We start from the raw sequence: 26,019 nt of genomic DNA on the forward strand, positions 1-26,019 counted from the left end.
CGCGCCTCCTCCAACAAGCCCGAACTCGTCGTCGTCGTGGAGAGCCCGGCGTCCGAGGCCCGCATGCACGAGATGTTCCGCGCCGTCGACGCCGTGCTGCGCGAGAACCCGGAAGTCGGCGCCTACAACCAGACGATCTGATCGAAGCAACCGCAGATGTTCTCGGTGTATCGAGGCCAATCGAGACGAAATGAGCGCCCATGATCGGACACACTGACTCACTCGTTCGGTGGCTGAAGACGGAATCCCTGCCGTTCTGGGCCAGCGCGGGCCTGAATGACCGGACCGGATTGGCGTATGAACAGATGGATGCCGGGGGATCCCCTGATCCCGACGCGCTGCTGCGGGTGCGGGTCCAGCTGCGTCAGATCTATGCGTTTTCCCACGCGTCGGTGCTGGGCTGGCTGCCGAACGGCGACGAACTGGCGTTCCGGCTCTGGCATCGCCTGCGGGAGGTCGCCGCCCCGGACGGCCTCGGGCAGGGCCTCGTGCATCTGCTGTCCCCCGACGGTCAGGTCTCCAATGCGACCCGCGACTCCTATGATCACGCCTTCGCCGTCCTCGCTGTCAGTTGGCTTCGGCGGGCGACGGGGGAGACGAAGCTGGACACGGATATCGACGACCTCATGGGCTTCGTCGACGGCCGCCTGACCGACGATGTCGGTGCGCTTACCGAAGGCTGGCCACAGAGCCTTCCGAGGCGCCAGAATCCGCAGATGCACTGGTTCGAGGCCATGCTGGCCTTGTTCGAGGCCGCCGGGCGTGCCGAGGGGCTGGAGCGCGCGGCGCGCATGAAGGCTTTCATGCTGCACCGCCTTTTAGACAGCGAAACGGATACGATCGGCGAGTTCTTCGGTGACGACTGGCGCGCCGTCGATGGCCCGATGGGGGACACGGTGGAGCCGGGTCACCTCGCGGAGTGGTGCTGGCTCCTTCGCCGCCACGAGACCTTGTCGCAACAGGCCCGGGAGCCGTTGCCGAGCCGTCTCCTCGCCAGCGCATCCCGTACCGAGGATTCCCGCACCGGTCTCCTCGTCAACGAGTGCGACAGGCAGTTCCGCGTGCGCCGCGGATCGCGGAGGTCCTGGCTGGCGACCGAATATGCGAAGGCCTGGATCAGCGAAGTGGAGGCAGGGGTTCCCGGGTCGGCAGCCAAAGCCCACAGGGCCTTGCGGACGATGGACGAGCACCACCTGCGCCGTCCGATCGTCGCCGGCTGGATCGACGAAGTCGACGCAGGGGGGCGACCCGTCCCGGGAAAGATACCGACGAGCATTCTCTATCATGTCTTCGTCGTCGTAGCGGAGGCCGACCGGGTCCTGTCTCCGCTCGAAGGCGTTCAGCATGCGGCGTCCGCATGAAGTGTCACGAAAGCAGGGCCCATCTCGGCGCAGTCGTCGTGATCATGCGGCGAAAGGGGAAGGGCATGGGTGATGCGACACTTGCCGCGGGCCGTGGCGCCCGTGCGGTCGGCACGCCCCGGCGCGATGATCGTCCGGGCGGCAGGATCGGCCGGCGAAGGTCGAAGTTTCGGTTGAACCCCGCGGCAAGGCTGCAATCTTGCCCTGGTGCCGGGGCATTGACCAAGGGCCGATCGGACCTTTCGCAAAGCACAGTATGTATGTATCGAGGGGCCCAACGGGCTGTCCTCGTGGAGGTTTCCAATTCATGACAATCGTAGTGACGGGAGGCGCTGGGTTCATCGGGAGCAATTTCGTTCTGGATTGGCTCGCGCTCCACGACGAGACGGTCGTCAATGTCGACAAGCTGACCTATGCCGGCAATCTCGGTAGCCTCTCCGCCGTGATGGGCGACCCGCGCCACATCTTCGTGAAAGCGGATATCGGCGACCAGCCGCAGATGGCGGCGCTGTTCGCCGCCCACCGCCCGCGTGCGATCCTCAACCTGGCGGCCGAGTCGCACGTGGACAGGTCGATCGCGGGGCCTGCCGCCTTCATCGAGACCAATGTCGTCGGCACTTTCCGGCTGCTCGAGGCAGCGCGCGCCTATTGGGGAGACCTCCCGCTGGACGAGAAGGCGGCCTTCCGCTTCCTCCACGTCTCCACCGACGAGGTCTATGGTTCGCTGGAGCCCGCCGAGCCGGCCTTCGCCGAGACGAACCGGTACATGCCCAACAGCCCCTATTCAGCCAGCAAGGCGGGATCGGATCATCTTGTCAGGGCCTATCACCACACCTACGGCGTGCCGGTGCTGACGACGAACTGCTCGAACAACTACGGGCCGAACCACTTTCCCGAGAAGCTCATCCCGCTGTGCATCCACAATGCGCTGTCCGGCAAGCCGCTGCCCATCTACGGCGACGGGCAGCAGATCCGTGACTGGCTCTACGTCAAGGATCACTGCGCGGCCATCCGCAGGGTGCTGGAGGCGGGCCGGCTCGGCGAGACCTACAATGTCGGCGGCTGGAACGAGAGGGCGAACCTCGACGTCGTGCGGACGCTCTGCGCCATCCTCGACGAGGTCCGGCCGCGCTCCGATGGACGGTCCTACGGCGAGCAGATCACCTTCGTGAAGGACCGCCCCGGCCACGATCGCCGCTATGCCATCGACGCCACGAAGATCCAGCAGGAGCTGGGGTGGATGCCCGCCGAGACCTTCGAAACCGGTATCGCCAAGACGGTGCGGTGGTTTCTCGACAATCCCGCATGGGTCGAGGAGGTGACGAGCGGCGCCTACCGGACCTGGATCGACCGGCATTACGACAGGAGCCTCGTCCATGGCGCGTAAGGGCATCGTTCTGGCCGGGGGCGCGGGGACGCGCCTCTACCCCATCACCGAGGGCATCTCCAAGCAGCTGCTCCCGGTCTACGACAAGCCGATGATCTACTACCCGATCTCGGTGCTGATGCTGGCGGGCGTGCGCGACATCCTGATCATCACGACGCCGGAGGACCAGCCGGCTTTCCAGCGCCTTTTGAAGGACGGCAGCCAGTTCGGGGTCAACCTGTCCTATGCCGTCCAGCCGAGCCCCGACGGTCTCGCCCAGGCCTTCATCATCGGCGAGCGCTTCATCGGGCAGGACGGGGTCTGCCTCGCCCTCGGGGACAACATTTTCTACGGCCAGGGCTTCAGCCCGATCCTGCAGGAAGCCGCCGCGCGTTCGGCCGGCGCCACCGTGTTCGGCTATCCGGTCAAGGATCCCGAGCGGTTCGGCGTGGTGGAGTTCGATGCCGCCATGCAGGCGGTCTCCATCGAGGAGAAACCGGCGCGGCCGAAGAGCAACTATGCCGTCACGGGCCTCTATTTCTACGACAACGACGTGGTGGAGATCGCCAAGGCGGTGAAACCCTCGCCCCGGGGTGAGCTGGAGATCACCAGCGTCAACCAGGCCTATATGGAGCGCGGCGCGCTCAAGGTGCAGGTCCTGGGCCGCGGGTTTGCATGGCTGGACACGGGCACGTTCGAGAGCCTGCTCGAGGCGGCGCATTTCGTCGAGATCATCGAGAAGCGCCAGGGCTACAAGATCGCCTGCCTCGAGGAGATCGCCTTCCGCAACGGCTGGATGAGTCTCGATGCGCTCGCCGCGCGGGCGCGCGACCTCAGCAAGAACAGCTATGGGGCCTATCTCGGCGATCTCGTCCGGCAGGCCAGCCCGGCGCGGCCATGAGAGAGGCTGCCCGGTGATCGTCGGACGCGGCCTCGTCGCCACCGCCTTCCGTCCCTATGAGGCGGCGCTGGAGGACACTGTCGTCTTCGCGTCCGGCGTCTCGGACTCGCGCGAGACGCGGGACGAGGCCTTCGCCCGCGAGGAAGGCCTGCTGCGCGACAGCATCGCGACCGGGCGCCGGCTGTTCTACTTCGGCAGCTGCAGCGTCCTCGATCCCGAGATGGCCGGCACGGCCTATGTCCGGCACAAGCTGCGCATGGAAGAGCTCGTGCGCACGGCGCAGTCCTTCACGATCTTCCGGCTTCCGCAGGTGGTGGGTCGCTCCGACAACCCGGTTCTGCTGACCAATTTCCTTCATTCCCGCATCGCCTCGGATACGCCTTTCGAGGTCTGGACGCGGGCGCGGCGCAATCTGATCGACGTCGACCACGTGGCGGCCATCGCCATGGCCATGGCGCCGGATGCGGACTGCATGACGGAGAACGTCGCCTGTCCGTTCTCCGTGTCCGTCTCCGAGATCGTGGCGGCCTTCGAGAAGGTGCTGGGCCGAACAGCGCGGTTCTCCACCGTCGACGCGGGCGGGGCCTACGCCATCGAGGCCGCATGGGCGGCGCGCTGCGCCGCTGGCCTCGGCATTGCATTCGACGACCGATATATCGAGACCGTCATAGGAAAATATTATGGACGCTGAGGCCGCTCCCAAGCTCTCCGTCGTCATTCCGGCCTATGGCAGCGAGCAGATCATCGCCGAGCTGTTCAACCGGCTGGAGACGGTGCTGACCGAAGACCCGGAGGTGAACGGCAGCTACGAGATCATCGTCGTCTGCGACCATTCGCCGGACGGCACCTGGAGCGTGATCCGCAGCGAGGCGGCAAAGCGCCCGAAGGTCAAGGGCGTGCTGCTGCGCATGAACGCGGGCCAGCACAATGCCCTCATGGCCGGGTTCGCACGGGCGCGCGGGCGTATCATCGTCACCATGGACGACGACCTGCAACACGCCCCCGCCGACATTCCCAAACTGCTCGCCGGGATCGCCGCGGGGCACGACGTCGTCTTCGCGCGTTTCAAGAACCGCAATCATGCGGCGTGGAAGGTTTTCGGCAGCAAATTCAACAATCTGGTCGCCGGCTATCTGATGAACAAGCCGTCGAGCCTCTACCTGTCGCCCTTCCGCGCCATGAAGGCGGACATCTGTGCGGACATCCTGACCTATTCGGGTCCCTACGTGTATGTGGATGGGCTCATCCTGTCGGTGACGCGCAATATCGGCACCGTCGACGTCGATCACTACGAGCGCCATGCCGGTGTCAGCCGCTACGGCCTGAAGAAATCCATTTCGCTGTGGCTCAAGATGGCCACGGGCTTCTCCCTCGTGCCGCTGCGGCTCACCTCGCTCATGGGTGTCGCCATCTCCTGCCTCGGCTTCGTCATGGCGATCCTGCTGATCATTCAGAAGTTGACCATCGACGTCATGCCGATCGGCTGGTCCTCCCTCATCGTGACCCTGCTGATCATCGGCGGTTTCCAGCTGCTGGCGCTCGGCATGCTCGGCGAGTATCTCGGCCGGGTCCTGCTGACGATCAATTCCAGACCGCAATATGTCATCGCGGAATCCGTCGGCTTTCCCCCGGCGACCTCCGGGACCGGGAAGGCGTGATGCAGTTCCTCCTCTATTGCATCTGCGGCGGCATCGGCGTCTCCACCGATTACCTCGTGTACTATGCCAGCCTGCATTTCGGCCTCTGGTACCAGTACGCCAACGTTCTCGGCTATGGTTGCGGGACGGTCGTCAGCTTCTTCCTCAACCGCGTCATCACCTTCGGCACGACCAACCGTACGGCGCAGCGCTTCGCCCTGTTCGTGATGGTCGCGGCCGTCGGCTTCACGGCCTCCGCGGTCATGCTGTGGGTGCTCGTGGCGCAGCTCTCGGTCGATGCCACCATCGCCAAGCTGCTCACCCTGCCGGTTGTCGTCGCCATCCAGTTCCTTCTGAACCGCAGCATCACCTTCCGGGACGCCGGGACGGCCCGCTGAACTGCGATACGGCGAGGCGGGCCGTCGACCGGAGGGCGAGGCCTGCTCCGGCATTGCCGGCGAGCAGTCTCAGAGAGGCAGGCGCAAGGCGTTGCCCCACCAGGCGACGCCCTCCTGGACGAGCTCCACGTCGATGAAGGCCGCACCCTTCTCGCGCCACTCCGCCGGCACTTCGATGGAAATGTAGTGGCTGTCGCCCGGCGTCAGGACGAAGGGAAAGCGCGAGCGCGGATTGTCGTAGGCGATGACCCCGCCGTCGGCCCCGAGCACGTGGTAACTGATGGCGACGCCGAGCGCTCCGGACGAATCATTTGCGCTGGACCAGACGCTCTTCGACAGGTTCGTCAGCCGCAGGATGTAGCGCCGGCGCGTTCCGCCCTCGCTTGAGATCGGCCCCTCGACGAGCTCCATACGGTGGGCGCGATCGTTCTCGCCCAGGGGGCCGGCAACGGTCGTCCGGCCGTGATCGAAGATCGAGACATAGGGCTTGCGCACCGGAGGCTCATAAAGCTTGTACCAGTTCCCGCCGACGACGACCTGACGGATCTCGTCTGCGCTCTTCCGCCAGTCGATCCAAGGTCGATCCACTATGGCGGAGAGGCGCCCCTTCTCTTTGTCATCAAGGAATGTTTCCACGGCCGCAGCCAGCGCAGTAGCGGAACCCACATCGAAGAACCGGGCCGATTGAGCGCCGTCCGTCACCTCGCGGAAGACGGGGATGTCGGAAGCGATGACGGGTTTACCGAAATGGCGGGCCTCGACGAGGGGAAGGCCGAACCCCTCAGCGTAGGAGGCCGCGATCAGTACGTCGCTTTGGGCGTAAAGGCGCTGGAGGTCTCGATCGCTCGCCTTGTCGTACCAACGCAGCCGCCGTCCCGCCTCCGGATGGCTGCGTAACCTCTGCACCAGATGTTCGACACCCCAGCCGGGACGCCCGACAATGACTAACTCGACGTCGACATTGGCGCGCCAGAGATCCTCAAACGCGTCCAGCGCCAAGCTATGGCCCTTCCGCGGCTCGACTGTGCCGACCATCAGACATGTCGGTCGACCCGAGCTCAGGTCTGGCTCGAAGGCAGCTGGTTCCGTCGAGAAGTCGGCACCGAGGTGCCAATAGCCGATCTTCATCGGACGGGGAAAGCCGATCCCTCGCAGGAGGGCGTGAAGCTCATCTGCGACGGCCCGTGATATACATACGAATCCGGTTGAATACGTCAGCGCAGACCTAAACCAGTCGGCGAAAATCAGAGGAATCCCGGGGTGGCACATCGCCTCGTAACGAAGTGGCACGGTGTCGTAGAGGCAAGAGACGACCTCCGCACCCCGCATGCGTGCCGTCAGAAGCATGGGCAGATGTGAGTGATGAAACTCCCATGAACTGTCTAGCATAAGGACGGTGTCGCCCCACAAGAACCGAGCCTTCTTCTCCGGAAGTCGATCGACCGCTTGCGCAGGAGCGCGTCCATCAAAGCCAACTCGGTAAAATCCCTCCGGTGAATCCGAGTAAACGACAATGTTATCCTGATCCTCGCGGCCTACCAGATTCCGGACGATCTGTTTTGTGACGCGCTGGATGCCCGTTCCGTGATCGACGCGGACCGTCGACGTTGCATCGATCATAAGGCGATTGCCCAATGGTTCCTGGGGCTCGGCGCGCGCGAAGATGTCAGCGATCAGGTCGGCGGGAAGGTCGATGGGGCCTAGCGCTGCAAGTGTATTGGAGCGAATCTTAGCGAGTGGCGGGCACACCTTACGGCTCCGCCGTGTACCCACAGTTTCCGTCAAAGCTGCGGACGCGATCCCTGCCGATCTCGACCATGTCAGATCTATTGCCCGCTCACGGCTGGTCGTGACCGCGCGCGCGGTAAACTCACGGTCTGTGAAAATTCGCTCGATCCGCACGGCCAATTGATCAGGGCTACGCGGATCGAAAAGGAGGTCCGGATTTCCCACCACTTCAGGGAGCGCGCCAGCATTCGACCCGATGACTGGCGTCCCGCACACCATCGCTTCGAGAGCCGTCAGCCCGAACCCCTCCATGAGGGACGGCTGGATCACGACGGCTGCCGCCTTGTAGAGGGCGACTAGGTCGCTGTCGGACACGTGGCCGAGGCTTACGAAATTGCTCTCAGGCAGGCCGAGGCCAAGCCAATGGGCGCGGATGTCCTCCAATAGACCGGGGTGTTGATCGCCCGCCAGCACAAACTTGAGACTGTTGCGCAGGTTGAAGGGCAAGTTAGCGAAGGCGTCAGGGATGATCTTGACGTTCTTGCGCCAATCCAGTGCGCCTACATAGAGAGCGAAGCCTTTTGCCGGCATGCCCGCGACGGCCACAAGTTCCTGATTCAGTAATCCAAGGAAATCTGGAGAAATACCAGCAAATATGCTGATCGCATTCGTGTTCTTTGATATGTCAATCGCTTCGTTCCGCGAGAAATCCGAAATACATAGGTTTAGGTCGAAAGATCCGTAGAAGCCAAGTCTGCGATAATAGTGAGACTTAAATTTGGGGTTGCTGAGGTAGCGATCTACAAACCGATGAGGAATGGCGTCATAGAAAATTGAAGCGATCGGGACCCCCGGAACCGAGCGGGGAGTGAGGGGAACGGCGAGGTCGCCGACCCCTTCAAAGGGACTCGCTGAAATCGCTATGTCGGGATTGAGGCACGCCACGTGGTGGGCGAGAGCCACCTCGCTCAGGCGGCGCCGCTCGCTGTAGCCGACCACGCCTTCGCCGCCTTCGGCGACGCCGTTCCAGACATGGATCTGTCTGGGGTCGATCCACTGCGCCACGAAGTCGCGCGCCGCGATGGCCTCGTCGCTCATGGCGGCGTTGAACGAAATCGAGAGGTTCAGGTCCTCGCTAGCGAGCGCCCTCAAGAATTCCTGCACGTAGCGGCCGATTCCTCTCAGTCGGCTGGCCGTCTGCAGACACTGGCCGTCGATCCAGACTTTCATGCCCGCCGCTTACCCTTGAGAGTCCTGGATGCTCCGGAGACGAGGCGCTGCCATTCCGAGAGGCTCTCGGGCGCGCAGTCGAGCGCCCATACCGGTTGCGCCGGCGGCTGCGGCAGCGCCGCGCCATAACCGCGGACCGTCGCGAACTGACGCAGTCGTCGGTCCAGAGGCGGAACGACACGCAACAGCGACACGGCCCAATGACGCACCTTCGGACGGCCGTTGAGCCAGACGAGGCCGTGCTCGGCGGCGCGACGAAGGGATTCCTTGGGAGCGGTGACGGCTTTGGCGGCGTGTCCGACGCCGCGAAGGGGCTTGGTGACACGCCAGGACGTGCTGGCATGGACCGCGGAGAGGTCACCGCTCACGCGTTCGACGACGGCAGAAAGGGCGCGAATCTGGGCGTTGGCTGCGGCGAGTTCGTCGTGGCGTCTTCGCTCGCTGGCGTTCAGTCGGGCCTGCAGACTGTCGACCGCAGTGGTCAGCTCCGCATTGGCGGATCCGACCACGTCGATCTGCCTCAGGACCTGCCCGACGAGTGTGGCCTTGTTTTCCAGAGCGGACTCGGTGGCCTTGAGGCGCGCGGTCTTCTTCTGGACCTCGAGCGTCAGTCGTTCCGCATTCTTTCGGGCCGCGGTCAGGCGCGATGCGGTGGACGCCTTTTCCGTCTCCAGCGCCTTGTTGAGCTTCTGCGCCTCTCCCAATTCGCCCGTCCTCTCGGCGAGCCGGCCCTCGGCTTCCGCCAGGGCTGCCCGCCTGGACGCCTCCTCGATCTTGAGCTGACTGACCTCGGCTTCCTTGACGGACAGCTGTGAGGTCAGTTCACCGACGTTCTCCTGGGCGCGGGCGAACGCCGCCGACAGGCTGATTCGTTCGTCCTCCGCGTGCTTGAGCCGTGCGCTGGCGTCGGCGAATTCGCTCTGGAGAGCGGCCAGGCGGGCCTCCGCCTCGGCCAATGCGGCCGTCCGCGACGCTTCCTCGATCTTCAGCTGCCCGATCGTGCTCTCGCGCTCGGCCACAGCATTCCTAAGTTCCGCGAGTTGGCTCTCGACCTGCTCCTGCGCCGCCGTGCGCGAAGCGACCTCGATCTCGAGCCGCCCCAGCGATGCATCGCGGTCGGCGAGGGCGGCGCTCAGGGTGGCAGCCCGCTGGCCGGCGAGGTCGCGTTCGGAGGTCCTGATCCCCAGTTCCGACTGGACGTGAAGGGCAGCGTTGTGGTGATCGAGGATGCGCTGGTTGAGAAGGGCGGTGAAACTGGAATTGCCGTACAGGACGAAGTCGTCGAACACGTTGGGGCCCGGGCCGAACACCGCCAACAGATCCAGGTGGTCCTCGTGCACATAAAATCGGTTGAGGCCGTCAAAATAGGCAAATTGGTAGCCAAGGGCGACCAGGGACGGCTCCCAGTCGGCGAAGGCTGCCTCCGACGAGTTGGGCAGCGTGCTCTCCATGACGACGAGCCAGGGGCGCGCTGAGGAGGGCGACCAGGACTCGACGACGTCCTTTTCCATGCCCTCGACGTCGATCTTCAGCCAATGGATGGGACGCTCGCCGGCCTCGTCGAACAGGGCCGACAGCGGCTTGCGCGGGACGGCGGTCTCGACGACGGCAAGACCCCGCTCCTCGTGCATCCGGGCGACTGCCGGATCGCCGGTGCTCAGGCCCGTCTCGGGGAACTCGAAAAAGGGCAGGGCGCCGTCGCCGGACCCGATGGCGGCTTCCACCACCACCTCGTCCGGCCTGTCCGCACGCAGCTTGGCCGCATAGGCAGCCGACGGCTCGGCGTGGATTCCGCGCCAGCCGCGCTCGTAGAAGGCCTTGCTGACGGAATCGACGACCGGGTCCTGCGCCCCGACGTCGATGTAGAACCCGCCCTCGACATGCTTCAGGGCACGCCAGAGAATCACGTCCTCGAAGTTTTGTGCGTAGGAGACGAACATCAGCTCTCGGGGAAGAGGGAGGATTCAGGTCTGTTGCGGGAGAGGGGCGGCATGACGATCCGCGTGTCCTGACGGAAAAAGCCAGCAACGATCAGACCATCGCCACTAAACGATTCTTGGATGCTGTGCGCTGCAAAAATCGTTCCGTTCATGGAACGCACCGCGTCGAGGCAGTCCTCGTGGGTGGTTTTCGAGCCGGAAATCGATGCGTGGTGGGTGGAGACCACCAGGAACCGGACCAGCCCCGCGGCGACCGCCGCCGGCATGGACTGGAGGAATCCCAGTTCGGCGCCCTGTGCATCGATATGCAGGACTTCGATGGCCCGTCCGCCCACCCGTGCGAGGACGCCGGCCATGTCCAGGCGGGGCACCACGACCGTCGCGTTGTCGCTTTCGCAGACCATCTCCACGGCGTCGGCCGCAGGGGCGCCGATCGCGGCCTGGTGAAACGTCATGCGTGCGTTCTGGCCATTCAGCTCCATGTTGCGGCGGCCGACGGCGAGGTTGTGGGGATCCGGCTCGATGCAGACGGCCTCGGACCCCGGCACCTCATCGAGATACCAGAGGCTGTAGTAGGACCAGAAGGCGCCGAGCTCGACCATCAGCGTGTTGTGGCGGGCGTAACGGAGGAGGTGGTGGAAGACCAGTTCCTCCTGCGGCTCGTGGTGGCCGCGCAGCGCCCGGATGATGTGGGCCATCCAGTCCCCGTGATAGCCGCCGGCGACCACCTTCACCCCGTTGTGCATGATCTGCACCGGGCCGTCGGGTGTCGCGACGATGCGACCGGCATCCGGCGCCTTCGGCAGGGCGTCGCAGTCCCGGCAGCCGATCGTCATCAACGTCCGTTCAAGCGGGTCCATCGGTCCGCCCGTTCGTCAGGGTGATGCTGGCCTCGAGCGCGGTCGAACCGATGAAGAACGGCCGGTCGACGTTCACGACGTCGAAGACGAGCATGTTGTCCTGCCACTCGTAATTGTCGCTCAGGTGGGTCTCCGACGAGGTCAGGGCCGTGGAGACGCTGTAGGATCCTGGCCCCAGGTCACAGGCGAAGGCGATCTCGCAGATGACCCTGTCGCCCGCCTTCGCCTTCATGGTCTGCCTGCTGTGCCACGTGTTGGTGCCCCAGACGATATGGCCGGTCCGTTCACGCATCATGACACCGACGACCAGCGTCTCGATGTCCTCCGCCGCGTCGACCGTCAGCGTCAGGACCAGCTTCTGGCCGACGGTCGCCGTGGAGACCGGCGCCCGGGTTCCGTCGTCGACGAGATCGACGTGGCTGACGACGGCCGCATAGCTTCCCGAGCGCGTATGGAGCCAGCCGCCCTTGACCCGCCGCTGCTCGACCGAGAGCAGCGCGTTCTCCTTGGCGGCCATCAGCGCATTGTAATAGTCGACCACCTCGTCGGGCGGCCCGTCCTTGACGACCGTGCCCTTGCTGAGGAGCAAGACGCGGTCGCAAAGCGCGCGCACCGATTCCAGCGCGTGGGTCACCAGGATGATGGCGCTGCCCTCGTCCTTGAACTGCCGGATGCGGTCGAAGCTCTTGTGCTGGAAGTAGCTGTCGCCGACAGCCAGAATCTCGTCGATGATCAGCAGGTCGGGGCGCCGCGCGGTGGCAAGGGCGAAGGCGAGGCGCGCCTGCATGCCGCTCGAATAGGTCCGGAAGGGGCGGTCGAAGAAGTCGCCGATCTCCGCGAAGGCCTCGATATGGGGCATCAACCCGGTCAGCTCTTCGCCCGACATGCCCATCAGGCCGCCGCCCTGGTAAATGTTCTGGCGGCCCGTCAGTTCACCGTTGAACCCGATGCTGAGCTCGAGGATGGCGTTGATCTGGCCCGCGACCGCGATGCTCCCGGTCGTGGGGCGTACGGTGCCCGTGATCATCTTGAGCAGCGTGCTCTTGCCGGCGCCGTTTTCCCCCACCAGGGCGACGGCCTGGCCTGCAGCGACGTCGAAACTGATGTCGCGCGCCGCCCAGAAGGTTTCGCGGGGCGTGCTCTTGACCCCGAACCAGGTTGCGAAACGCTCGATGTTGGTGGCGAAGGACGTGTAGCACTTGCCGACGCCCTGCAGGCTGAGGACCGGGGGGCTCATAGGCGCACTCCCGGACCATCGGGCGCGGCCAGGCGCAGGCTGCGCGGGCCGCGCGGCTCCCGTGGCGGGACCGCGACAGCCGTCTGGTCGATGGAACGTCTCGAAGTGCTCATGGGATAACGCTCGTCTAGAGGGCGTCGACGAGATCGGGGCTCGCGCGCCGGAAGATCACGAACGAGAGGGTCACGGCCACACAGGCCAGCGCGACGGGCGGCCAGAGGGAGGCCGGCGACGGCCATGCGTTCAGGAGAAGCGCATCCTGATAGATGCCGACCAGCGACGTCATCGGATTGAGCTCGAGGATGACGCGGAATTTCTCGGGGACGACGTTCTTGCTGTAGACGATGGGCGTCATCCAGAACCAGAACTGGAGAACCACGGTCATCACCTGCCCGATGTCCCGGGCGAAGACGTTCAGGACGCCGAGAAAGACGCCGAGCCCGAAGGCCAGCATCGAGATGATCAGGATGCCCGGCAGGATCGCCAGGGTGGCCAGGCCCGGCACGTGACCGATGAACAGCAGGATGAGGACGATCGCGGCGAGGAGGACCAGATGGTTCACCAGAGCCGTCCCCCACACGATGAAGGGGAGGCAGAGCCGCGGAAAAGCGATTTTCTTGAGCGCCGCTGCCTGTTCGATGAAAATGGTGACGTTGCGATTCAGGATTTCCGAGAACAGGCCCCAGGCGGCCATGCCGGACAGAAGGTAGATCGGGTAGGCCGCCTTGCCTTCGACCTGAGGCAGGCGCGCCCCCAGAACCTCGGCCAGCACCACCGCGAAAATCAGTGACTGAATGATGGGATGAAGAATGATCCAGAAAAAGCCCAATCTAGACCGGGCAAAGCGCGCGCGGAAATCGGCTTTGATCGACCCGATAACGAAGTAACGGTACTTCCACAGGCTGCCCAACACAGCTATGCAACCTTCGCGCGATGGTGAATTGCTACCGTTCTGGTCATCTTAGTCGCTTTGCTTCAACGGTATGGCCCCGAGTTACCCAGGAACCTTTACGTCGCCTCGACGTTCCCGCCATGCTCTCTCATGCGTGCAACCTCTGCGCCAAGTCAAGAATTTCGATTGCCTCCCCCGATCCTCCTGCCGCTCCGCGCGTGCTATATGGCCTCAGCCCGCGCGAACGCGCGCGCCCTGTGGCGCGGTATGTGGACTTCGATCCTCTCGCTGGCTTTTTGATGACCGGGAGAGGGTGCTACAGGTTGAGCGGGCTGTGATGGGGGATTTCCGACACGCGTTGTGGAGAGTTGTGCCACATCGCCTGCGTCGCGCGGCGTTCGACCGGTTGTCGCTCGTCCTCGCCCCGCGGCTCGGCGCGTCCCCGCTTCAGGCGGAGCCGCCCTTCGTGGTCGCGGGCGCGTTCGGTGCGCCGACGGGACTGGGCGAGGCGGCGCGGCTGACCGCGCGCGGGCTGATGGCGGCCGGGCAGGAGGTGAGGATCATCGATCTCACCGAGGCATTCCGGCAGTCGCGCGTCGTGCCGGTCCCCGAAGCCCCGGCCGATGAGGGGGGTGGCCGAGGAACGCTCATTCTCGTGACGAATCCGCCCGTCTCCTCGTTCGCGCTGTCGCGGATCGGTCGATCCCGGCTCCAGGGGCGCCGGCGGATCGGGTCGTGGGTCTGGGAATATCCCGATGTCCCGCCCTCGTGGCGAGATCATGCGACGCGTTTCGACGAGGTTCGCGCTCCCACACGCTTCGCCGCCGAGGTGCTCGCGTCGGCGCTGGGCCAGCCCGTGGCCCTCTGGCCCTATCCCGTGGCTCTCAACCTGCCCGCAGATACCGCGATGGCTCGTCCGGCGCAGAGCCGGACCGATCTCCCCACGCTCGGCTTTGCTGCCGATACGTTGGCCGCGTTTGCACGAAAGAATGTTTACGCTACGTTAACCTGCGCTCGTAGACTGGTGGCGGCAGGGCGTCCCGTCCGGCTGTCTCTCTTGCTGCGCGGAGGACGGCTGCCCGAAGATTTTCTTTCGGTTGCCGAACTTGCACGTGCGGAGGGGGTTCTCATCGACATCGTCCACAACGAACTCACCGTGGAAGAGATGGAACGATGGTGGCGCCGCATCGACATCTACATGTCCCTGCATCACGCGGAAGGGTTCGGCCTGACCGTCGCGGAGGCCATGGCGCGCGGCATTCCGGTGGTCGCGACGGATGTCGGCGCGACGGCTGATTTCTGTGACGCCGATACGGGCTGGCCCGTCGCCTCCCGGATGGGCACCTCCGCGCCCGTCTTCGATCTTGCCGGCCCTTCGACGTGGCGTGTGCCCGATGTGGACGATGCGGTCCGCCAGGTCATGATCATCCTTGCCAGCCCGCAGGATGCAGCAGACAAGGCGTCGCGCGGGAAGGCCCGCCTCGTCGATGCATTCGGCGTTCCAGGCTTCCTCGAGGGGCTGCATGCGCCGCGGTGGATCGAGAGCCGGTCCTCATGAGCATCCGCGTCCTTCTATGGTACTGGGGCCGTCGCGGCGGCGGCGCGCTGTTCACGAAGCTGCTGGCGCGGCACCTGCGCGAGGCCCACCCCCAGTTCGACCTGTATGCGAGCCTGTCGTCCGGCAATGATCTGATTGACGAGATCGCGCCCTGGGTCAGCGACATGGACGTCGTCCAGTCCGTGGGAGGTGACAATGCCGGCCTGGTCGATGCGATGCGCGCCATTCCGCGCTGGAGAGGGTCTTTCGCGGAAGCCCTCGAACGGCGACGGCCGGACATCGTCGTGGCGCCCATGATGTTCGCTGGCCTCGGATCGGCCGTTGATCTCGTCGCCAAGGGGAAGGCGCGGCTGGCTTACGTGGTCCATGATCCGGTTCCCCATCAAGGCGACCGCTGGGGTACCGCACAGCGGCTGATGCAGAATCGCGTGCTGGCGAGGTCTCATCGGGTGATCGCCATGTCGCATGCCATGGCCGAGACCCTCGCGCGCCGGAAGCGGCTGGCTCCCATCGTCAGCGCGCAACCACTGGAAGGCCATTATCTCAGCGAGTTTGCGCCGCTTCCCGCCCGCAAGCCCGATGGGACGACACGATTTCTCAGCCTCGGCCGCCTGGTCGACTACAAGGGTTTCGATCGGATCGCCGGGGCGCTACGCCAACTGCCGGCCGACGCGCCTGTCAGGCTCACGATCATCGGCGACGGACCAGCGGCAGAGCAGGTTCGCGCGACGTTTTCCGACGATCCCCGGGTAACGATCGATCTGCGCTGGACCGATACGAGCGCCCGCCGGGCAGCGCTTGCGGCCCACGATGCGCTCCTCTGTCCCTATACCGATGCGACGCAGTCGGGGATCGTCTGCGAGGCGTTGACAGCGGGGCGTCTGACGGTCGTCACGCCCAAGGGAGCCCTGCCCGAGCAGGTGGGCGAGGGCGCTGCGGGCCGGGTCGTCGACGATCTCTCGCCGGGCGCTCTTGCGCGGGCGCTGTTGACCCCGCTGCCCCCTCCCGACGCGGTCGCGGCGGCGTGCCGGGCGCAACTGGTCGAAGCCCACGGACTGTTGTCCTGGGGAACTGTGCTCGAGGACCTCGCGGCGGAGCGCTGAAAGCGCGCCGCGCGATCGCGTCAGGGCAGCAGTTTCGGCTGCGTCAGGGCAGCAGCTTCGGGTTCCGCCAGCCCTGCACCCCGTCGACGACCACGAGCGGAGCCGGTCCGAGATGAAGGATGGCGGGGCGCTCGATCTCGAGGAGCCAGCCCGCGGCCAGCAAGGTCTGGAAGATGCGTCCCTCGATCTGCCGGGAATGCGTGCCGACGAGGATGTAGGCGACTCGTTCGGCCAGCGTCGGCAGGCAGCTCTCGATGAGATCGGCCTCACCGCCCTGAATGTCGATGTGCAGCAGGTCGATCCTGCCGTGCGGCTTGGCGAGGTCTTCCAGCGCGATCATGGGAAGCTGGTCGTGCGTACCCCGCTTCAGCGCCTTCGCGATGTCGCGATCGCTGGCGTTGAAGATCGGCTCGAGCCCCCATTGAACACCGGCATGGTCCTGACGCGGGAACAGCGCCTGGCCCCTCGTGGCCGCGGCGATGCCGTGGTGCAGTTCCACGCTCTCGGACGGGAACCCGTTGACGGCACAGGCTTCGCGCGCGAAGCCTATGTGCCCCTCATCCCCCTCCACGCCGATCAGCGTCGGCGTGAGGCCGAGCCGCCGCGCGGCGACGCCCGTGTTGTTGAGCCAGCATCCCCAGCCGCAGCCGAGCTCGATGATGGTGAAGCGCTCTCTGGCGAGTTCCACCGCGCGGAGGGCCGCGGCCCATTCGGCGATGTCGGCATGCCAGTTCGCGGGGATTGGGATGGCTTCGACTTCGCCGGCCCTTCCGGCCAGAAGTGTCGGGAAAAACTTGGGGTCGATCCGGACCCCGAGGTAATTGGTGAGGTAGCCTGGCGTCGGCTGGAGTCCCGTTGCCGCATGCCGCCGCATCGTCTCCTGGGCGTCAAAGGTTGAGTTGTAGTAGAAGAACGGGCTGCTCACGTCGTGTTTCCCATGTCCGCGGTGGAATGTCATTGGTGAGCTTTAACGATAGCAAGCTCGTCTTTCAGGTACATCGTGCGCAGGCAGCGGCATTTGCCGGCCCAAGGATATCACAGCCAAGCTGCCGTCAGATGCCCCGGGTTGCCGCCAGCATGTCGGACAGCGTGTCGAAAATGTCCCGCCGGGGTTGCCAGCCGAGGACCTCACGCGCACGCGCGGGATCGCCCACGAGCACGGGGATGTCGTTGGCGCGCCAGCGCGCGGGATCGACCTCCACCGTGACGGGCACGCGCGCACGCGCGACCAGCCCGTCTAGCAGCGCGCGCATGCGCGTGCCGCGGCCGGAGCAGATGTTGAGCACGGTGTCGGCGGGAATGGCCTCGGCGCGCAGTAGCGCGGCCACATAGGCCTCGGCGACGTCGCGCACGTCGAGGATGTCGCGCTCGGCGTCGAGGTTGCCGACCTTGATGACCGGGGGCTGCTCGCCGCGCTCGATCCTGACGATCTGGCTGGCGAAGGACGGCACGGCGAAGGTCTCGGTCTGGCGCGGGCCGGTATGGTTGAACAGGCGGAAGCGGATGGCGCGCAGGCCCTGCAGGGCGAGGACTCCGAGGCCGAGATCGGCGGCCGCCTTGGTCGCCCCGTACTCGCTGGTGGGCAGCAGCGGATCGGTCTCGCGCAGGGGGCCGCCGTGCGCGGGCACGCCCCCGTAGGCCTGGCTGGAGCCGGCGAAGAGGAAGCTCGCCGCGGGGACGTGGCGCATCACCGCGCGCGCGAGGTTCAGGGTGCCGAGGACGTTGACCGTCCAGGCCATGTTGGGATCGGCGGCGGCCTGGGGCAGGGCGCTGATGCCGGCGAGGTGCACCACGTGCGTCGGCCGGACCGCGGCGATCATCGCGTCGGTCGCGGCGGGATCGGTGATGTCGAGCGCCGCGATCGGCCCGAAGGCGGTCTCGCCGGCGTTCTGGCCGGTGAGGGTCAGCGCGACCCCGCCCGGCGCCTGAGCACCCAGGGCGGCGACCACGTAGGGCGCGACGAAGCCGCCGCTCCCCGTTACCAGAACCCTCATGCTCACTGCCGCCGATCCGTCAAAGATGCTCGCCGCGCTTCAGGCGTACCATATCGGCATCGACCATTTCGGCAACCAGCTGCTGCAGCGTCGTCGTCGCCGCCCAGCCGAGCTTGGCCTTCGCCTTGTCCGGGTTGCCGAGCAGCACTTCCACCTCGGCCGGGCGGAAGAAGCGGGGATCGACGGTGACGTGATCCTCGTAGTTCAGGCCCACATGCGCGAAGGCGAGGCGGCAGAAGTCGCGTACCGAGGTGGTCACGCCCGTGGCGATGACGAAATCCTCCGGCTTGTCCTGCTGCAGCATGAGCCACATGGCCTCGACGTAATCGCGCGCGTGGCCCCAGTCGCGCATGGCGTCGAGATTGCCCAGCGCCAGGGTCTTCTCCTTGCCGAGCTTGATGCGGGCGACGCCGTCGGTGATCTTGCGCGTCACGAACTCGATGCCGCGCAGCGGCGATTCATGGTTGAACAGGATGCCGCTGGAGGCGTGGAAGCCGAAGCTCTCGCGGTAGTTCACGGTCATCCAGTGGGCGTAGAGCTTGGCGACGCCATAGGGCGAGCGCGGATAGAAGGGCGTGCTCTCGCTCTGCCGGGCCTCCTGGATGAGGCCGAACATCTCCGAGGTCGAGGCCTGGTAGAAGCGCGCCTCGGGCCGCACCATGCGCATGGCCTCGAGCACGTTGTGGGCGCCGAGCGCCGTCACCGAGCCGGTGAGCAGGGGCTGCTGCCAGGAGGATTTGACGAAGGACTGGGCGCCGAGATTGTAGATCTCGTCCGGCTTCACCTCCTGCAGGATGCGCACGATGCTCGTCACATCGGTCAGATTGCCGTCGTGGAGGGTCACCTTGTCGGCGATGCCGAGCCAGATCAGGCGCACGTTGATCACGTCGGCGGATGCACTGCGCCGGACGAGGCCGTGGACGGCGTAACCCTTCGAAAGAAGAAGCTGGGCCAGATAAGCACCGTCTTGGCCGGTAATTCCGGTGATCAGAGCAGTCTTCATCGCATCCTCAAGGGTAGCCTATGCCAGATGCCCGGATAGCGACTGCCGGGACCGGAATCAATCGCTAAGAAACCTGAAATCCCCGCCGGGGCCCGTATTTTTTTGCAGCGCACCCGCGACCGGGCGGCCGGCGGCCCGGGGCGTCCGGGCCGTTCTCGCGGGCCGCACTTGATGTTGGCCGCCGCAGATGCGATGGCAGGGCGACGTTTCCCCCGCGGACGGACCGTCCTGCCGCTGCCGCGCCTTTTTTCCGGCAGGCCAGGCCGACGCCTCCGGTCGCAAGCCGACCTTGCCGACAGGTGCGCCATGACTGCTGCGACCCCCCTGGCCGACCATCACGACGACGCGGGCCGCGCCACCCCGCCCGAAGCGGGGCGCCACGTCGTCGTCGTCGGCGGTGGCTTCACCGGCCTCGCCGCGGCGCTGAAGCTGCTCGCGGCCGGCTGCCGCGTCACCGTGCTGGAGGCGGACACGGCCCTCGGCGGCCTCGCCGGCGGGTTCGACGTCGGCGGCTACACGCTGGAGCGCTTCTACCACCACTGGTTCAACAACGACGCCTATGTGATCGACCTCGTCAAGGAGCTCGGCCTGGAGGACCAGGTGGTGCTGCGGCCGACGCGCACCGGCATGTACCACGCCAAGAGCTTCTTCCGGCTGTCGAGCCCGCTGGACCTGCTGACCTTCACGCCGCTGAGCTTCTTCGACCGCATCCGGCTGGGCATGGTGGTGTTCCGGGCCCGGGCGGTGCGCGACTGGATGACCCTCGAGGGCCAGACCGCCAAGGAATGGCTCATCCGCATCTGCGGCGAGCGGGTCTACAAGATCGTCTGGGAGCCGCTGCTGGTGGGCAAGTTCGGCCCCTATGCGGACGAGGTCTCGGCGGTCTGGTTCTGGAAGAAGATCGCCCTCAGGGGCGGCTCGCGCAGCGCCGACGGCCGCGAGGTCCTGGCCTATTACCGCGGCGGCTTCGCGGCGCTGGCCGACGCCATGGGCGCCGAGGTGCGCCGGCGCGGCGGCGAGATCCGCCTGTCGACGGGCGTCTCCCGCATCGTCGCGGAGGGGACGCGGGCCAGGGCGGTGGAGACCACCAGCGGCGAGACCATCGCCGCCGACGCGGTGCTGGCGACCCCGGCCCTGCCGCAGATCGCCGACCTGATGGAAGGCGCCGTGCCGGCCGAGTATCTGGCGAGGCTCCGGCGGGTGCGCTACCTCGCCAATGTCTGCCTGGTGCTGGAACTCGATCGCAGCCTGTCGGAGACCTACTGGCTCAACGTCGCCGACCCGAGCTTTCCCTTCGTCGGCATCATCGAGCACACCAATTTCGAGCCGCCGGCCTCCTATGGCGGCCGGCACATCGTCTACCTGTCGAAGTACCTGCCGGCCGAGGACCCGCTCTACACCATGGCGGACGGCGAGCTGCTGGACTTCTCGCTGCCGCATATCCAGCGCATGTTCCCCGCCTTCGAGCGGTCCTGGGTGGTGGGCCACCACGTCTGGCGGGCGCCCTATGCCCAGCCGATCATGGAGCGGCACTATTCGCAGATTATGCCGCCGGCCGAGACGCCTCTTGAGAACGTGTTCATTTCCACCATGGCACAAGTCTATCCGGAAGACCGCGGTACCAATTACGCCATCCGCGAGGGCCATGCGGTGGCGGAGCTGATCGCAGGACGGGTGGGCAAAGGCTGAAGCTGCTATGAATTTCAACGAGCAGCTAAATTGAGTGGATCATGACCCAAATATCAGAACCTGATCTTCTCCGGATGATCGACGATTTGGCGGCGACGCCCGATACGCAGAAGTACCAAGATCTTTCGACCATTCATATGGCACCCGTAGAGGTTGCAGATATGTTACAAGAAGATCCGTTTGGGTCCTTGTACAGGAAGATGGCAACGGACCTTTATCTGCGCATCGCCCGGCGCGATGTCTACAGTGCTGTCGAGGATGAGAAAAGCGGGCTTGGATCAGTGCCGGATATATGGCGCGGGAGTTCCCCTTTTGCATTTCAGTCTAGCAGTTTTGTAGGTGAATTTCTTGCCGCATGGAGTGCTATATTTACGGCGCTAGACGTTAAAGAAGGGGATAGTGTTCTCGAATATGGGCCCGGTAGTGGCCAAGCCTTGCTGATGCTCGCCCGGACCGGAATCCGTGCTTTCGGAGCCGATATCGATGAGGAATCACTTGCGCTCGTTAAGCGTCAAAGTGAGGCTATGGCGTTGGATGTTCGCTTGGAGCGAGCCGCGTTTGGAGAGGGCTTCGCCGGCGAGCGGTTTGATCGTATCCTATTCTTTGAGGCTTTCCACCACGCTTTGGATTTCGAGACGCTTCTGCTTCGGCTGCATGACCAGTTGAAAGCAAATGGAAGGCTCGTGCTTTCCGGTGAACCGGTTGTCGATGGGCCGCATGGTTCCGTTCCCTACCCGTGGGGGCCACGGCTCGATGCCTTAAGCGTCTTCTGCATTCGCCGAAACGGTTGGATGGAACTTGGATTCCAACGCGACTTCTTCGTCCGCCTGCTTATGCGATGCGGCTGGCTTGTCGATTTCAAGCCAGGACCCGTTTTTCGAGCCTGGACGTATATCTGCAGCCCAATCGGCAAAGAAACCAACGTCGGTGATCCGCTTTTGCTCCCCGGAGATGGCTGGGGATCTGCTGAAGGCTCGCACCGGTGGACCGTGGGCACTCGGGCAAGTTTGCCGCTCCCTGGTCTGCGTTATCCGTTGATGACGGTAGCGCTGGAGGTGACAAATTACCTCCCTCAACACAAGACTGTAGAAATCCAGGCAGGGTCGCGGACGCAAACGGCAATTGTGCGTTCGGGAACTTCACATCGGTTTGAGTTCGAGTCACTCCGAGACGCGATGGAGCTCATGATTTGCACAGACCTGACCAGCATTCCCGGCGAACCACGCCAGCTGGGCATCGCAGCGAGGAAGCTGGTGGTATCGCCAGTTGCTGACTAACCTGCCTAAACGGCCCAACCGCATGACATTCATGCTGGCGGCGGTTGTCACCGTTGCCGAACTTCCAGGGACGTTAGCGCAACCCCAAGAACTCGGGGATCAACATTGTGGCCCAAGGCAGCGGGCGACGAGGCGTCCCTTGGTGTAAAGACGATCTTCAGCGTGCCGTTAGCGGAAACGTCTGGAGGCAGGCTTATCACAAACGGTCGTCGGCTTGCCGGGAAGCTCCAGGTCTCTGCAGGCCTGTCGTTTACAGTCACGTCAACTGTGAACGTCGGTTTGGATGGTGTAACAAAGGCATTGGCGGTGACGAGGACGTCTAGAGGTTGATTCCTGAGGCGATCCGGAAGCTCGAGTGCCACCGTAGCGGCTGTTCCTTTGCTCCAGACACCCCAAGGCTCAACAGGCCACCACCCCTCGGTCAGATAGGCGGCAGCCCCTGATCCCGTGACAAATGAGATTGTGCCGCCATCCGGTAGCCTGGCGGGCGCCGACAGGCAGGTCGACGGCACGATGACGTAAATGTCCGCGTCGGCGTAGCGCTCGACGCAGGCCTTCAGGGCGACCGTCGCGCGATTGACCATGACGAAACGGGCGTCGCGTTCGGCGACGAAACTGGAATCGATCAGGCTCACCGGCCTCGGGTCGGCGAGCGGCATCTGGAAGGTCGAGACGGAGATCATGTAGCGAATGACCGGCTGGATGGTCTCGGCGAGCGCGGCGGTGTTACCTGGCTGGAAGGCCGGGAAGGCGAACCGCACCGCGTGCTCGGCATGACCGATAGCCCGCACAATGGGATAGAGGGGGATTCCCGGACGCTGCAGGGTCAAGGCCGTCAATCCGGCGGCGACGAGAGGCACCCCGACGAGAGCCCGCAGAGCGTGGCTGCCGCTCCAGTTCGACAAGAAGGGGGGGGGCGTTGGAGCAGCGCGGGCCAGGGCGAGGAGGCTGAAGGTCAACAGCAGAAAAAAGTGCTTCTTCACGGCATAGAGAGACCCGTCGCCCAGGACCTTGAGCATTAGCCATTGCAGGACGACCAGCGCTACCGAGGCCACAAGAGCGGATAAGACGACGAGGTCGACCTCGAACGGCCGGGCCGCCAACCAATTCTTGCCAGTGCGGAGGGCCAGGGCGACAAATGCGACGCCCGCCACCACGAGGAAGGCCGGGTTGCTGATCTCAAACTCCAGCGCGCCATCGTTCTGGGAGAGTTCGCGCATGTTCGCCATAGCGGGATGAAACCGCAGCACGGCAAGCCCTGCCGCTGCAAAGGCGAGAAGACCGAGAACCGCTCCCCAGGGAACCGCTCTCGCCTTCCATAACTCTAGGGCAATGCGGGCTACCAGAAACAAGCCGAAGGCCGCGAGGAGGTGGATGGCAGGCAAAGCGTGAACGCCGAGAATTGCGGCGGCACTTGCTAGTACCAGGCCGATCTGCACCGCAGGGTGGTTGAGGCCGGGCCGGCAGAGGGCGACGAGGACGAGGAGATAGAGGGCGAAGGCGACCAGCTGCGAATAGAAGAAGTTGCCCACCACCTCGAAGCCGAAAGCGCCATAAGTTCGCACGGCTGCAGCGCTGAGGGCGAAGAAAATCAACAAGCTCAGTAGGCGCCCGCCGTGTCCTACCAGCCAGCACAGGGCGACGAATCCGCCGTAAATCGCCACGATGCAGACGAGCCACATGGCCACCAGGCCCGAACCGACGATGTGGCCGAGGCCGGCGGCCAGCCAGTGGCTCAGCCGTGGGTAGATCCACATCACCCCGACATTGGGGGCCGAGCGGATGTTGGTGGCACCGTTCTTCATCAGCTCGTCGACGACAGCGAAATGATGCGGGAGATCGACGCTCAGGGAGTGGATCTGCCCGCCGAACAGGAAAATCAGCAGCAGACACAGGCTCAGATGGATCGCCAGACTTTGCCGCTGCATGGTTCTTCTCCGGCGCCGTCGGAACGGCATTGCGTTGCAGCACTACCGGATCGACGGCGGCCCAGCAATCGCGGAGGCCGATCTCGCGACATTGACAAGGAGTTAAAATTCCTATATTAGGACGATGTGCCGAATGGAGACGTCCGATGTCCGACACCGCCCGCCTGTCTCTTCCTGTTCTCGCCGCCGCCCAGGCGCAGAAGCACGTCACCCACAACGAGGCGCTGGTCGTGCTCGACCGTCTGGTTCTGCTCGCCGTGGACAGCCGCAGCCTGTCCGCACCCCCCGCCGGCCCGGGGGAGGGCGGGCGCTGGCTGGTGGCCGCGGGCGCTGCCGGCGACTGGGCGGGCCATGCCGGCGACATCGCGATCCGCGAGGGCGGCGCCTGGCACTTCCACGCCCCCCGGCCGGGCTGGCTCGCCTATGTGGTGGAAGAAGACCTCTTCGTCGTCCGCACCGCCGCCGGCTGGCGGGCCTTCGCCGTGGGGGACACGCTGCCGCAGCTCGGCATCAACGCCACGGCCGACGCCACCAACCGCCTGGCGGTGGCTGCGGCCGCGACCCTGTTCAGCCATGCCGGCGCCGGCCATCAGGTGAAGATCGACAAGAGCGCGCCGGAGGAGACCGCGAGCCTCGTTTTCCAGACCGGCTTTTCCGGGCGCGCCGAGATCGGCACGGCGGGCAGCGACCGCCTCCAGGTCAAGGTCAGCGCCGACGGCGCGAGCTGGATCGAGGCGTTGACCGTCGACCCGGCCACCGGCTTTCTCGGCATCGGCACGGCGGCCCCGGCGGTCTCGGTCGAAGTGACGGGCCACGTCGGGCGCATCTCGTCACACAACTTCGCGTCTTGGGCCGTGCGGGCGACCGGGGCGGGCGGCCGCGAATACCGCTTCGCCGCCACCGACGATTCGAACGGGCTGGGGGGCGGGCGCTTCGTGCTCTTCGACCAGACGCTGTCGGCCATCCGATTCATGGTCGACGATCACGCCATGCAGCTGATGGTGCCGCCGCGGGTGCCGGCCCATGCGGTGGCGGCGCTGCCGTCGGCGGCGGCGAGCGGGGCGGGGGCGCTGGTCTTCATCGGCGACGAGAGCGGCGGGCCGGTGCTCGCATTTTCCGACGGGGCGGCCTGGCGGCGCGTCACCGACCGGGCGGTGGCGGCGTGAGGGCGGTCTCAGGCCTCGGTGCGAATCGCGCTGCGCAGCGAGCGTTCCAGCGTCGCGGCGATCTGCACCTCCGAGGCCCGCTCGGCGAAGTCGCGCAGGACCTGCGGCGGCAGGCGCACGGCGAGGGCGGAGACGAGCTCGACGAGCTGGGCGAGGCTCGCCTCGAAATGGGTGCGCAGCGCGGCCGACGTCGCCGGCGGCAGTTTCGCGTGCAGGGCGCTCGCCACCATGATGGCGGACTTGTCCAGCGCCTCGCCGGTCCGGATGACGCGGTTCACGCAGAGGCGGACGAAGGAGGACAGGCAGCGTTCGACTTCGGTGGCGACGGATTGCATGGTCATGCGCTTGTGATCCAAACTCACCCGGGCCCGGGCCGACGCGCTCGCAGGAGCGACTGGCGGATTGTGTCTCATGAGGACCCGGTGAAGGCAAGGAACCCGTCATGAGGTCCGCCGATGGGCGGCAGGCGGGACCGGGCCCCGCGGCAGGCTCCCCCGCGCCGCTGGTCATCTGCCTCATCAACGAGGCCTGGTTCTTCCGCTCGCATTTCCTGCCCTGGGCGAGGATGGCGCGTGCCGGGGGCTTCGACCTCGCCGTCTTCACCACCCCCGAGGCGGGAGCGCCCGCCTTCGGCGAGGGCATCGCGGTCGTCGCGAGCGCCGCCCGGCGCGGCGGGCTGCTGCCGCGGGGATTGTGGCGGGCGGCGGGGCAGGTGCGCGCCCTGGCGGCCGACCGGCGCCCGGTCATCCTG

General features: G+C 65.5%; 21 protein-coding genes and 1 pseudogene. 12 read left to right on the forward strand and 10 right to left on the reverse strand.

The annotated features are described in order from the left end of the window. The first annotated feature begins 200 nt into the window (after positions 1 to 200). From ACT6XY_RS16295 to ACT6XY_RS16320, 6 genes are all read left to right on the forward strand, one after another. Entirely contained in the window at positions 201 to 1,361 is a 1,161-nt protein-coding gene (locus ACT6XY_RS16295) for an AGE family epimerase/isomerase (protein ID WP_444749381.1), read from the forward strand. Positions 1,362 to 1,668: 307 nt separating this feature from the next. Beyond that, a complete protein-coding gene (gene rfbB / locus ACT6XY_RS16300; protein WP_444749382.1) occupies positions 1,669 to 2,748 on the forward strand; it encodes a dTDP-glucose 4,6-dehydratase in 1,080 nt (359 codons plus the stop codon). Then, positions 2,738 to 3,628 (forward strand): glucose-1-phosphate thymidylyltransferase RfbA, encoded by an 891-nt coding sequence (gene rfbA / locus ACT6XY_RS16305; protein ID WP_444749383.1) that lies wholly within the window; start codon positions 2,738 to 2,740, stop codon positions 3,626 to 3,628. The genes rfbB and rfbA overlap by 11 nt, the downstream gene beginning before the upstream one ends. Before the next feature lie 13 nt (positions 3,629 to 3,641). Next, a complete protein-coding gene (locus ACT6XY_RS16310) occupies positions 3,642 to 4,319 on the forward strand; it encodes an NAD-dependent epimerase/dehydratase family protein (protein ID WP_444749384.1) in 678 nt (225 codons plus the stop codon). Beyond that, positions 4,309 to 5,286 carry a glycosyltransferase family 2 protein gene (locus tag ACT6XY_RS16315; protein WP_444749385.1) on the forward strand — a complete coding sequence of 326 codons (978 nt, stop codon included), beginning with the start codon at positions 4,309 to 4,311 and terminating at the stop codon, positions 5,284 to 5,286. Before ACT6XY_RS16310 ends, ACT6XY_RS16315 begins: the two co-directional genes overlap by 11 nt. After that, entirely contained in the window at positions 5,286 to 5,663 is a 378-nt protein-coding gene (locus ACT6XY_RS16320; protein ID WP_444749386.1) for a GtrA family protein, read from the forward strand. The genes ACT6XY_RS16315 and ACT6XY_RS16320 overlap by 1 nt, the downstream gene beginning before the upstream one ends. Positions 5,664 to 5,732: 69 nt before the next feature. Here the strand turns inward: ACT6XY_RS16320 and ACT6XY_RS16325 are convergent, their stop codons facing one another. The 5 genes from ACT6XY_RS16325 to ACT6XY_RS16345 all read right to left on the reverse strand — a co-directional run bounded on the left by ACT6XY_RS16325 (position 5,733) and on the right by ACT6XY_RS16345 (position 13,571). Further along, positions 5,733 to 8,621 (reverse strand): glycosyltransferase family 4 protein, encoded by a 2,889-nt coding sequence (locus ACT6XY_RS16325; protein ID WP_444749387.1) that lies wholly within the window; start codon positions 8,619 to 8,621, stop codon positions 5,733 to 5,735. Continuing rightward, positions 8,618 to 10,561 (reverse strand): FkbM family methyltransferase, encoded by a 1,944-nt coding sequence (locus ACT6XY_RS16330; RefSeq protein ID WP_444749388.1) that lies wholly within the window; start codon positions 10,559 to 10,561, stop codon positions 8,618 to 8,620. The genes ACT6XY_RS16325 and ACT6XY_RS16330 overlap by 4 nt, the downstream gene beginning before the upstream one ends. Further along, positions 10,561 to 11,421, reverse strand: a complete 861-nt coding sequence (locus ACT6XY_RS16335) for an FkbM family methyltransferase (protein WP_444749389.1) — start codon at positions 11,419 to 11,421, stop codon at positions 10,561 to 10,563. Before ACT6XY_RS16335 ends, ACT6XY_RS16330 begins: the two co-directional genes overlap by 1 nt. Further along, positions 11,408 to 12,658, reverse strand: a complete 1,251-nt coding sequence (locus ACT6XY_RS16340; protein ID WP_444749390.1) for an ABC transporter ATP-binding protein — start codon at positions 12,656 to 12,658, stop codon at positions 11,408 to 11,410. Before ACT6XY_RS16340 ends, ACT6XY_RS16335 begins: the two co-directional genes overlap by 14 nt. Before the next feature lie 127 nt (positions 12,659 to 12,785). Beyond that, positions 12,786 to 13,571 (reverse strand): ABC transporter permease, encoded by a 786-nt coding sequence (locus tag ACT6XY_RS16345; protein ID WP_444749391.1) that lies wholly within the window; start codon positions 13,569 to 13,571, stop codon positions 12,786 to 12,788. 385 nt (positions 13,572 to 13,956) lie between these two features. Here ACT6XY_RS16345 and ACT6XY_RS16350 point away from each other — a divergent pair, with 385 nt between their 5' ends. Next, the gene (locus ACT6XY_RS16350; RefSeq protein WP_444749392.1) at positions 13,957 to 15,108 is read left to right on the forward strand and encodes a glycosyltransferase; all 1,152 of its coding nucleotides are present in this window, start codon (positions 13,957 to 13,959) and stop codon (positions 15,106 to 15,108) included. Next, positions 15,105 to 16,211 carry a glycosyltransferase family 4 protein gene (locus ACT6XY_RS16355; RefSeq protein WP_444749393.1) on the forward strand — a complete coding sequence of 369 codons (1,107 nt, stop codon included), beginning with the start codon at positions 15,105 to 15,107 and terminating at the stop codon, positions 16,209 to 16,211. The genes ACT6XY_RS16350 and ACT6XY_RS16355 overlap by 4 nt, the downstream gene beginning before the upstream one ends. A gap of 43 nt (positions 16,212 to 16,254) precedes the next feature. On the opposite strand, the gene ACT6XY_RS16360 is transcribed toward ACT6XY_RS16355, so the two are convergent. The 3 genes from ACT6XY_RS16360 to gmd form a co-directional block, all read right to left on the reverse strand. After that, the gene (locus tag ACT6XY_RS16360; protein WP_444749394.1) at positions 16,255 to 17,136 is read right to left on the reverse strand and encodes a class I SAM-dependent methyltransferase; all 882 of its coding nucleotides are present in this window, start codon (positions 17,134 to 17,136) and stop codon (positions 16,255 to 16,257) included. A gap of 127 nt (positions 17,137 to 17,263) precedes the next feature. Then, on the reverse strand, positions 17,264 to 18,205 hold the full coding sequence (locus ACT6XY_RS16365; RefSeq protein WP_444749395.1) for a GDP-mannose 4,6-dehydratase: 942 nt from the start codon (positions 18,203 to 18,205) through the stop codon (positions 17,264 to 17,266). 19 nt (positions 18,206 to 18,224) lie between these two features. Beyond that, positions 18,225 to 19,208 (reverse strand): GDP-mannose 4,6-dehydratase, encoded by a 984-nt coding sequence (gmd, locus tag ACT6XY_RS16370; RefSeq protein WP_444749396.1) that lies wholly within the window; start codon positions 19,206 to 19,208, stop codon positions 18,225 to 18,227. Between the two features lie 306 nt (positions 19,209 to 19,514). Here gmd and ACT6XY_RS16375 point away from each other — a divergent pair, with 306 nt between their 5' ends. Then, complete coding sequence (locus ACT6XY_RS16375) at positions 19,515 to 20,897, forward strand: NAD(P)/FAD-dependent oxidoreductase (protein ID WP_444749397.1); 1,383 nt, start codon at positions 19,515 to 19,517, stop codon at positions 20,895 to 20,897. A 41-nt stretch (positions 20,898 to 20,938) separates the two neighbouring features. Further along, on the forward strand, positions 20,939 to 22,174 hold the full coding sequence (locus ACT6XY_RS16380; protein WP_444749398.1) for a class I SAM-dependent methyltransferase: 1,236 nt from the start codon (positions 20,939 to 20,941) through the stop codon (positions 22,172 to 22,174). Between the two features lie 47 nt (positions 22,175 to 22,221). Here ACT6XY_RS16380 and ACT6XY_RS16385 read toward each other — a convergent pair whose 3' ends face one another. Next, the gene (locus tag ACT6XY_RS16385; RefSeq protein WP_444749399.1) at positions 22,222 to 24,102 is read right to left on the reverse strand and encodes a DUF7024 domain-containing protein; all 1,881 of its coding nucleotides are present in this window, start codon (positions 24,100 to 24,102) and stop codon (positions 22,222 to 22,224) included. Positions 24,103 to 24,248: 146 nt separating this feature from the next. On the opposite strand from ACT6XY_RS16385, the gene ACT6XY_RS16390 reads away from it, so the two are divergent. Beyond that, complete coding sequence (locus tag ACT6XY_RS16390; RefSeq protein ID WP_444749400.1) at positions 24,249 to 25,268, forward strand: DUF2793 domain-containing protein; 1,020 nt, start codon at positions 24,249 to 24,251, stop codon at positions 25,266 to 25,268. An 8-nt stretch (positions 25,269 to 25,276) separates the two neighbouring features. Here ACT6XY_RS16390 and ACT6XY_RS16395 read toward each other — a convergent pair whose 3' ends face one another. After that, entirely contained in the window at positions 25,277 to 25,609 is a 333-nt protein-coding gene (locus ACT6XY_RS16395) for a hypothetical protein (protein ID WP_444749401.1), read from the reverse strand. Positions 25,610 to 25,710: 101 nt separating this feature from the next. Between ACT6XY_RS16395 and ACT6XY_RS16400 the strand changes: the two are divergent. Next, positions 25,711 to 26,019: pseudogene (locus tag ACT6XY_RS16400) on the forward strand (hypothetical protein); the annotation flags it as partial.

The organism is Phreatobacter sp., from assembly GCF_052440005.1.
GTDB lineage: Bacteria > Pseudomonadota > Alphaproteobacteria > Rhizobiales > Phreatobacteraceae > Phreatobacter.

Excerpts from the sequence above, each read along its gene's own strand:
- ACT6XY_RS16395 (WP_444749401.1), bottom strand. The coding sequence starts at position 25,609 with ATGACCATGCAATCCGTCGCCACCGAAGTCGAACGCTGCCTGTCCTCC.
- rfbA (WP_444749383.1), top strand. The coding sequence starts at position 2,738 with ATGGCGCGTAAGGGCATCGTTCTGGCCGGGGGCGCGGGGACGCGCCTC.
- ACT6XY_RS16335 (WP_444749389.1), bottom strand. The coding sequence starts at position 11,421 with ATGGACCCGCTTGAACGGACGTTGATGACGATCGGCTGCCGGGACTGC.
- ACT6XY_RS16295 (WP_444749381.1), top strand. The coding sequence starts at position 201 with ATGATCGGACACACTGACTCACTCGTTCGGTGGCTGAAGACGGAATCC.
- ACT6XY_RS16365 (WP_444749395.1), bottom strand. The coding sequence starts at position 18,205 with ATGAGGGTTCTGGTAACGGGGAGCGGCGGCTTCGTCGCGCCCTACGTG.
- ACT6XY_RS16340 (WP_444749390.1), bottom strand. The coding sequence starts at position 12,658 with ATGAGCCCCCCGGTCCTCAGCCTGCAGGGCGTCGGCAAGTGCTACACG.
- rfbB (WP_444749382.1), top strand. The coding sequence starts at position 1,669 with ATGACAATCGTAGTGACGGGAGGCGCTGGGTTCATCGGGAGCAATTTC.
- gmd (WP_444749396.1), bottom strand. The coding sequence starts at position 19,208 with ATGAAGACTGCTCTGATCACCGGAATTACCGGCCAAGACGGTGCTTAT.
- ACT6XY_RS16330 (WP_444749388.1), bottom strand. The coding sequence starts at position 10,561 with ATGTTCGTCTCCTACGCACAAAACTTCGAGGACGTGATTCTCTGGCGT.
- ACT6XY_RS16315 (WP_444749385.1), top strand. The coding sequence starts at position 4,309 with ATGGACGCTGAGGCCGCTCCCAAGCTCTCCGTCGTCATTCCGGCCTAT.
- ACT6XY_RS16325 (WP_444749387.1), bottom strand. The coding sequence starts at position 8,621 with ATGAAAGTCTGGATCGACGGCCAGTGTCTGCAGACGGCCAGCCGACTG.
- ACT6XY_RS16380 (WP_444749398.1), top strand. The coding sequence starts at position 20,939 with ATGACCCAAATATCAGAACCTGATCTTCTCCGGATGATCGACGATTTG.
- ACT6XY_RS16390 (WP_444749400.1), top strand. The coding sequence starts at position 24,249 with ATGTCCGACACCGCCCGCCTGTCTCTTCCTGTTCTCGCCGCCGCCCAG.
- ACT6XY_RS16375 (WP_444749397.1), top strand. The coding sequence starts at position 19,515 with ATGACTGCTGCGACCCCCCTGGCCGACCATCACGACGACGCGGGCCGC.
- ACT6XY_RS16320 (WP_444749386.1), top strand. The coding sequence starts at position 5,286 with ATGCAGTTCCTCCTCTATTGCATCTGCGGCGGCATCGGCGTCTCCACC.
- ACT6XY_RS16385 (WP_444749399.1), bottom strand. The coding sequence starts at position 24,102 with ATGCAGCGGCAAAGTCTGGCGATCCATCTGAGCCTGTGTCTGCTGCTG.
- ACT6XY_RS16355 (WP_444749393.1), top strand. The coding sequence starts at position 15,105 with ATGAGCATCCGCGTCCTTCTATGGTACTGGGGCCGTCGCGGCGGCGGC.